The following is a 9,220-nucleotide window of genomic DNA, read 5'->3' on the forward strand; positions in this document are numbered from 1 at the left end:
CATGAAATATAGTTTTAAAATAAAAACATTAGGAGTTGCTTTAGCACTGGTTTCTGTTTTTTCAAGTTGTACAAACGACTTTGATCAAATAAATACCGATCCTAATTCGCTTACGGAAGATCAGTTAGATGCTACAATGGCGGGACCATCATTTGCATCTGCGCTTTATGCCGGAATTCACAACGGATCTTATTCATCGCCGGGCGTTGATGATCAGGGAACCTGGGGTATTGCAACTGGAATTTTATCTTCGACTTTTATTCAATATCTAAATTGTGGATATGGAACAGAAAGAAATGCATTCGTAAATGGTTACGAAGGACGTGGATGGACAAGATTTTACACCGTAGCCGTTCCAGCTTTAAATAATGCTATAAAAGCATCTGAAGGAAATGCCGAAGCTTTGGCAATTCTTAAAATATGGAAAGTTTTTATGTATAACCAAATGGTAGATGCTTACGGACCAATTCCTTACACAGAAGCTGGTAACAAAAAAGAAAAAGTGCCTTATGACAGCGTAGAATTTATCTACGAAGATTTCTTTAAATTACTTGACGAAGCAAATACTACATTAAGCGGTTCTTCTGTGGCAACAGTTGCTTCATTTCAGCCTAACGATCGTTTGTATGCCGGTAATGTTGCAAATTGGAGAGTTTTTGGAAACAGTTTAAGATTGCGTTTAGCATTAAGAATATCTGATATTCAGCCAGCTAAAGCAAAAACGCAAGCCGAAGCTGCTGTAGCTGCGGGTGTTATGCAAACTAATGAGCAAGGCGCTTTCTTTAAAGCAAGTAATATTACTCCAAACAATTTAAACATGATTGTAAACAGTTGGGGTTATACAATGACAGCTTCTATGGAAAGTATTCTTGTAGGATATAACGATCCAAGGTTAGCAAAATGGTTTTCTAAAATTGATACCGGTGTTTATCGTGGTCAGCCTATCGGAGCTTTAGAAGATCAGTTTGGAACCACTAAATTCTCTGCTTTTAACAATGATGTTATGGGTAACGGAGCAGCAGGAAATCTTAGTGAAACTAAAAATATTGAAGTATTCATGGCTTCAGAAAATTATTTCAGCAGAGCCGAAGGTGCTTTGAACGGATGGAACATGGGCGGAAGTGCTCAGAGTTTATATGAAGCAGGTATTAGAGCTTCGTTAGCACAATGGGGAATCACTGATGCTGCGGCAATTGACGCTTATGTTGCCGGAAATACATTGCCAACTTTGCCAAATGTTCTAACGGTTTATCCAACTTTAGATTTACAGGATATTCCGGTAAAATTACCGGTTGCATGGTCTGCTGCCGTTGCAAGTCAGCGTACACAAATCGCGGTTCAAAAATACCTGGCTATTTTTCCTGAATCCTGGGAATCTTGGGCAGACTTACGCCGAAGTGATGCTAAAGTAATTTATGCGCCACTTAACACGGATAATAATGACGCCGGAGTTGGTAAAAGCTTAATGAAAAGAATTATTTATACAACTAATGAATATTCTTCAAACAAAGATGCTGTTACAGACGGAATCGTTAAACTAAACGGACCTGATACCGGAGGAACTAAACTTTGGTGGGATACAAAATAAAATAAGTATAGATAAAGAGATTCGTTACTTAAAATTGACAAAAGGAGAGGTAACTCTCCTTTTGTTTTATACAATAATTTCGATTATTGAAAGAATAATTAATTAAAAATGTTTGCCACGAATTACACTAATTTTCGTTAATTAATTCGTGTTGATTCGTGAAATTCGTGGCGATTATTTTTTTATAGCCACAGATTTTTAATAATTGCCAAATCTTCAAATACACTACATTATGGTTAACAATACAATTTTACCTTCTTCTGAAAAGAAAAAAAACACATTAGTTCCAATTTTAATTATAGCCAGTCTATTTTTTGTTTTTGGATTTGTAACCTGGATCAACGGAGCATTAATTCCATTTATGAAAACCATAAATGAGTTAACATCAGCTCAATCACTTTTAGTGGCATCGGCATCTTATATTTCTTTTGTCGTAATGGCATTGCCGGCTTCGTATATTTTAGGGAAAGTAGGATATAAAAAAGGAATGTCTTTAGGATTATTCATCATGGGATTTGGCGCCTTAATATTCATTCCGGCCGCAGAAGCCAGAACATATTGGATGTTTTTAACCGGAATATTTATTCAGGGAGCAGGAATGACTTTATTGCAAACAGCCTCAAACCCATACATTACCATTTTAGGACCCATAGAAAGTGCTGCAAAAAGAATCTCAATTATGGGAATTTGTAATAAAATAGCAGGTGCATTGGGATCGCTTATTTTTGGATCGATCTTATTATCCGGAATTGATGAAATCAAAGAAAAACTAAGTTTAGTAAATACGATCGAAAAAGCTAAATTACTGGATACAATGGCAGACAGCGTTGTTGCACCTTATATAACAATGGCGGTCGTTTTATTTATTTTAGGAATATTGATTAGAAAAGCTCCTTTGCCTAACGTTGAAGCTGAACCTATTGAAGAAGCTAAAGAAGGCGAAACCACAAAAACAAGTATATTTCAGTTTCCGCATTTATGGCTGGGAGTTTTAACGCTTTTTATGTACGTAGGAGTTGAGGTAATTGCCGGAGATACGATTATCGCTTATGGTATTGCATTGGGTTTTCCGGCGAGCGATGCTAAATTTTTCACCACATTTACATTATTGGCAATGGTAATCACGTACGGAGTTGGAGCATTTTTAATTCCGAAATATATTACGCAGGCTTTGGCATTACGAGCAAGTGCCGTTTTAGGGATTTTGCTATCGCTTTGTATTGTAGCGTCAAGCGGATTTACCTCTATTTTATTTGTAGCAGCTTTAGGAATTGCAAATGCTTTAGTTTGGCCTGCAATATGGCCTTTGACTTTAAAAGGTTTGGGTAAATTTACAAAAACAGCTTCGGCATTATTAATTATGGCCATTTCCGGCGGTGCAGTTATTCCTCCGTTATACGGAAAACTGGTAGACATGAACAAAGTAACTATGTTGGCTGACGGAATGAGTGAGGTCTCGGCAACCGCAAATGCTGCAACCGAAGGATATTGGATTTTATTGCCGTGCTATGCTTTTATTTTATACTACGCGATTATAGGACATAAAGCAGGTTTAAAAAAAGAATACAATAAGTAGTATAATGAAGGAATATATTCCGCCACGAATTCACGAATTTATAAAGTAATAATTCGTGAATTCGTGGCGGAAAAACGATGTATAATTTAAACAAGTGAAACGCCTTAGATACAAAAACTATAACTATGTTTCTATGTGTTCAAATAATATGACAACAATCAACTTTTACACTACAAAATGATTTCAAAATTTAATTATCCACTGCTTTTATTAGTTGTACTGAGTATTTCTTGTTCCTCAATAAAGCAAGTTCCAAAAGCAATTAATATCACCCAAAACTTTATTACAGATCAGCCTGTTACAACAAACAGTCACGCATCAACAATAGTAGAACTTGAACCTGATAAATTGATGGCAGCTTGGTTTGGAGGCACATATGAAGGCGCAAAAGATGTTGGAATTTATTTTTCTGTATATCAAAAGAATAAATGGTCTGCGCCAAAAAATCTTGTAATGCCATTAATAAAGCAAAATGATACATTGCCTTGCTGGAATCCGGTTTTATTTAAAAGCAAAAGCCAGAATTTGTATTTGTTTTATAAAGTGGGGAAAAATCCGAGAGAATGGTTTGGAGCAATGATCGTTTCAAAAGATAACGGAAATACATGGAGTGAACCTAAATATCTTCCTGACGGGATTCTGGGACCCATTAGAAACAAACCTGTTGAAACAATTCCAGGTACTATTTTATGCGGAAGCAGTACCGAAAGTGTTGCAGATAATAAATGGAGAGTTCATTTAGAAAAATATACTGAAGCTGCAGATTCGTGGGAAAAAATTGCTCTTGACGCTAAAAAGGAATTTGATAGTATTCAGCCCACATTTTTAGTTCATTCTGATAAAGAAATTCAGATTTTATCCCGAAGCAAACATAATAAACTGATTTCAAGTTGGTCAAATGATAACGGAAATACTTGGCATAAAACTGATAGTATTAATGTGGTAAATTCTAATTCAGGAATTGATGCCGTAACTTTAAATAATAAATCATTTTTATTAGTGAATAATCCGCTCAAACAAGGAAAAGACTGGTTCAACGGACGAAATGTTTTAGATGTGGAATATTCTAAAGATGGTATATCATTCAAGAAATTATTTGATCTTGAAAACCAAAAAGTAGGCGAATTCAGTTATCCGGCAATTATTCAAACATCAGATCATAAAATTCACGTTTTGTACACTTATAACAGAAAATATATTAAACATGTTATATTTGAAATAGTGAACTAATCCTGAATTGAATAAATTTTTTGAACTTAAATAATCTATAAAACTCATCAGAATAAAAAATGCAATCTTCTCAAAATCCAAAATTTAGAGCCCTTTTAATAAGTATACTATTTGTAAGTGTTGCTATAAATGCACAGAATAGTATTGATGCCCAAACATTTTACAAACATGATAAATATCTTTCATCTGATAAAATGGAAGGACGTTTTCCCGGCACAAAAGGAAATAATAACGCAGCGGCTTACGTCAAAAAATATTTCAAAAAATATGGTTTAAAAGAATTCAATGGAAGTTATTACCAATCGTTTAAACTTTTTGTAAAAGAAGGAATAAACAAAGTCAAATCTGATACTGTTGCAACACAAAATGTTATAGGATATATTGAAGGATCAGATCCAAACCTCAAAAATGAATTTATTGTAATTGGCGCGCATTATGATCATTGGGGTTGGGGCGGAAAAGGATCAGGCAGTAAAAAAAAGGAAGTTATCGCGATTCATAACGGAGCAGATGATAACGCTTCCGGAGTTTCGGCTTTGCTTTGTATGGCAGAAGAAGTATCAAAATCTGGAATTAAACTTAAACGAAGTGTCATTTTTGTTTCTTTCAGCGGTGAAGAAGAAGGATTATTAGGTTCTAAATATTTTGTAAATCATTTGCCAGTCAAAAAAGAAGCTGTAAAAGTAATGCTGAACATGGATATGGTAGGAAGATTAAATACCGAAAAACAAATTTATATGGGCGGTGCAGGAACTTTTCCTGACGGCATTGAACTCATGAAAAAATTAGGTGACAATAGCGGACTTAATCCCGTTATCCATGCCGGAGAAGTGGGAGGATCTGATCATATTTCATTCTACAAAGCTGGCATATCTGTTATAGGATTTCATACAGGCGGGCATCCGCAATACCATACTCCAGACGATGATATTGATTTAATTAATTTTGAAGGCGGAGCTTTGGTTTCAAAATACATCTATAACGCCTTAATTGCGATTGCTGATTATGAGCAGGATTTAAAGTTTATCAAGCAAGATTAAATAAGATAAACATAACTCTCAAAACGCTAAATCATTTGTAAGATTCCGTTTTTATACTCTAAAAATTACACCAAAAGCCATTCAAAACGAATGGCTTTTTTTATAAATTCTCTAATTGAATAAAACAAAACATTTTTAAATGAAGGCTCCGCTATTTTTAATCCATTATAGTACAGATTTAATAAATGCGCATTTTTGTTTTCTCAAATTTAAGATTTTTATTACAGTTGTTAAATCTATATTGTTAATGTATTGATATTTAGTTTGTTAAAAATATAAGAAAAATCATATTTAATCTGTTTAAGTGCATCATAATATATATTATTATGGCTATATACTTACATTTTTTTGTTATAAATTTATTAAAAATATTTGTAACTATCTACACTTCAGTATATTGTAAAATATGCTTAAAAGAAATACTGATTGCCTTTCAATCATTTATTTATGTATTTCTTCCCTACTCACCTCATAATTGCCTAAAGGAATTAATTAATTTTTTAATCATTAAAAATTTATTATTATGAGACTAAAATTATCTTTGTTACTCGTTTTTATTATTACGTATTCGTGGTCCCAGTCGGGCTCGACGAAAACCTTTACCGGCAATGGAACATTTCCCGTTCCCGCCGGTGTGACTAGTGTCACTGTTCAGGCTTGGGGTGGTGGTGGATCTGGCGGAGGAGCTAGTGGAGCACCATTGCTTTTGGGGAGGGGATCTGCCGGTGGAGGTGGAGGAGCTTATGCAAGTGCCCCACTTTTAGTAACTCCCGGAACAACACTAAATGTAGTGGTTGCAAGTCAAACTTCTGGTACTAGCGGAGCTGGTACGGCAGGAGGTAATTCTACTATTACCGGTTTTGAAACTTCTATTTTAGCCGCCGGAGGATCTGGTGGAAGCGCTAATAACGCAGGAGGTTCACCTATAGGAGGAATTGGAGGTTCAGTTGCAGCTTCTGCAGGTTCTACTAAATTGGCAGGTGCAAATGGAGGGAATGGTAATTCATGGAATCTTTTAGGTTTATTGCTTTCATCTGGTGCCGGTGGTTCCGGAGCAAATTCTGGTGGAGCAGGTGGTACTGCCGTTTCAGGTTTAATTTTAAGTAATGCACCCGGAAATGCAGGTTCGCCTCCCGGAGGTGCCGGTAGTGGCGCTATAAATTCAGCATTAGGAGCATCACAAATTGGGGGAGCCGGTGCAGCTGGCCGGGTTATTATTTCTTATAGCTGTGCTAATTTTAGTTTAACAAGTACAGCAGCTACTAATTTTTGTGCTTCTATAGGTACAACATCTACTGTAACTTTAACGGGTAACGCAGCATCATTGCCAATTGGTAATTATGTCGTAACCTATAATAGAAGCAGTCCGGTTGCTACTGCGCTTACTGCAAATTTAACAGTTAGTACAGCAGGAACAGGAACTTTTACAGCAGTAGGACTAACTACGGGTTCTAGTACAATAACCGTTACTAAACTTGCATCAGAGACTTGTTCTTCTAATATTACTGCTAATAATACCGCTACAATAACAATATCACCGGCAACCGTTGGCGGAACTGTAGCTGGAGGCACGACAATTAATGCCGGTAACACAAGCGGTTTATTGACTTTGTCAGGTCATACAGGATCAGTTGTTAAATGGCAATCTTCTGTAAGTCCGTTTTCTGTATGGACAGATTTAGCCAATACCAATACGACTTATACTTCAGGAGTATTAACAGAAACTACACAATTTAGAGCTGTTGTTCAAAGCGGAAGCTGTACAGTTGTAAATTCAGCAGCAACAACTGTCACAGTCGAAGCTTTGCCAACTATAGCTTTACAATCTCAGGCACAGGGAATTTGTTCCTTTAATAATGGCACTACGTTACAGACAACATTAGGGTATACAGCCACTACAGGAACTCCTGTAACTTATAGTATAGTTTGGAATTCCTCTCCTGCAAATGGTTTTACAGCCATTACCGATGCAGCATTACCAACTAGTCCAATAATTCTTTATTTTCCTGCTGCAACAGCTGCTGGAATTTATACGGGTACATTGACTGTAAAAAATGCATCTGGAAGTAGTAGTTTAGGTTCGGTTTTTAATGTTTTTATAGATAGAAGCCCTTCAATTACTTCAACAGGCGCAATTGCTTGGGTTACTTCAAGTAATAACTCGCAAAACACAACTTTAGCATATTCTGCAAGTGTAGAAAATCCAACAAGATATTCTATTGATTGGAATTCAGCAGCAAATGCTGCCTTATTAACAGATCAGCTGAGTACTCTTTTTGCTTTTTCACCTGGTGGTGGCGTTATAAATAATATTGTGATACCTGCCAATGTACCATCGGGAACTTACTCGGGGACAATAAACATTATGAACGCAGGAAGTTGTTCTGCCTCGCGATCTGTAACTATATCTATTTTTGCTGCTGTTGCACCAACTATAGCCTTGGCATCTTCGACGGAAAACCGTTGTTATGTAGGCAGTAATGTGTCCCAGACTACAACATTAGAGTATTCAGGAACTACAGGATCACCAATAACTTATAGTATAGTATGGAATGCATCTCCCACAAATAGTTTAGTACCCGTTACTGATGCAGCATTGCAGGGTAGTCCAATTACCATTGCTATTCCTACAGGAACAAACCCGGGAACTTATACAGGTACATTAACAGTCAAAAATGCAAATGGCGCAGTTAGTACGGGTTCAACGTTTACTCTAAGTTTAGGATTCCTTGCTACAATTCTTTCAGATGGATCAATTGCTTCGGTTACAACGAGTAGTAGCCCGCAAACTGCAACATTAGCATATTCTGGTCTTTCACCTTCTTCAGGTACGCCTCCCACAAGATATTTTATTGATTGGGATCAAACAGCAAATAATGCTTTATTGGCAGATCAGCCTACTACTTCATTTGCTTTTTCGTTCAGCGGAGGCAGTATAAATAATATTGTAATACCTGCAAATGTTCCAGCTGGGACTTATACGGGAGCAATGTATATTTCTAATGAAGCTTCTTGTAATCAATATAAAAATGTATCTATAACAGTTTCAGCTCCTGTTGCACCCACAATAGCCTTGGCATCTTCAGCAGCAGAACGTTGTCCTTTTAGTAACATTACAACATTAGAGTATTCAGGAACTACGGGATCACCAATAACCTATAGTATAGTGTGGAATGCATCTCCGGCAAATATTTTTGCGGCAGTTACTGATGCACCTTTACCTGCTAGTCCAATCCTTATTGCTATTCCTGTAGGAACAGATTCAGGAACTTACACAGGAACTTTAACAGTAAAAAATGCAGACGGTATTGAAAGCTTAGGTTCTGTTTTTGCTTTAAATGTAAAACAAGCTCCTTCGATTATATCAAATGATATCATTACTCCGGTTAGTACTACTACAAGTATTCAATATACAACATTAGCATATTCAGGAATTATTGCTAATCCTACACAATATTCTCTTATTTGGGATCAACCTGCAATGCAAAATCGACCTATGGAACCATTTACTTTTTCACCAGCTGGAGGTGTTATAGATAACATTATAATACCTGCAAATGTTCCGCCAGGCACATACACGGGTATAATGACTTTTTTCAATGGTGATTGTTTCGGAAAGCACAATGTATCTATAGTTATTAATTCACAAGCGCCAACCATCGCACTAGCATCTTCTGCAGCAGAACGTTGTTCTCATATTAATGTTGCTCAAACGACAACATTAGAGTATTCAGGAACTACGGGATCACCAATAACCTATAGTATAGTGTGGAATGCATCTCCGGC

General features: G+C 36.4%; 5 protein-coding genes. All 5 read left to right on the forward strand.

From position 1 onward, the window contains the following. Position 1 precedes the first annotated feature (1 nt). Positions 2–1,588 carry a SusD/RagB family nutrient-binding outer membrane lipoprotein gene (locus ACHZDT_RS16265; protein WP_394775674.1) on the forward strand — a complete coding sequence of 529 codons (1,587 nt, stop codon included), beginning with the start codon at positions 2–4 and terminating at the stop codon, positions 1,586–1,588. A gap of 232 nt (positions 1,589–1,820) precedes the next feature. Next, positions 1,821–3,164: a sugar MFS transporter gene (locus ACHZDT_RS16270; protein ID WP_394775675.1), complete on the forward strand. Its 1,344-nt coding sequence runs from the start codon at positions 1,821–1,823 to the stop codon at positions 3,162–3,164. Between the two features lie 177 nt (positions 3,165–3,341). Continuing rightward, positions 3,342–4,394, forward strand: coding sequence for an exo-alpha-sialidase (locus tag ACHZDT_RS16275; protein ID WP_394775676.1), 1,053 nt, complete (start codon positions 3,342–3,344; stop codon positions 4,392–4,394). A gap of 59 nt (positions 4,395–4,453) precedes the next feature. Next, positions 4,454–5,434, forward strand: coding sequence for a M20/M25/M40 family metallo-hydrolase (locus tag ACHZDT_RS16280; RefSeq protein WP_394775677.1), 981 nt, complete (start codon positions 4,454–4,456; stop codon positions 5,432–5,434). 523 nt (positions 5,435–5,957) lie between these two features. Beyond that, positions 5,958–9,220: beta strand repeat-containing protein (locus ACHZDT_RS16285; protein ID WP_394775678.1), on the forward strand; the 3,263-nt coding region annotated here is incomplete at its 3' end.

Origin of the sequence: Flavobacterium sp., from assembly GCF_043722275.1 — a bacterium.
In the GTDB taxonomy this organism is placed as follows: Bacteria; Bacteroidota; Bacteroidia; order Flavobacteriales; family Flavobacteriaceae; genus Flavobacterium.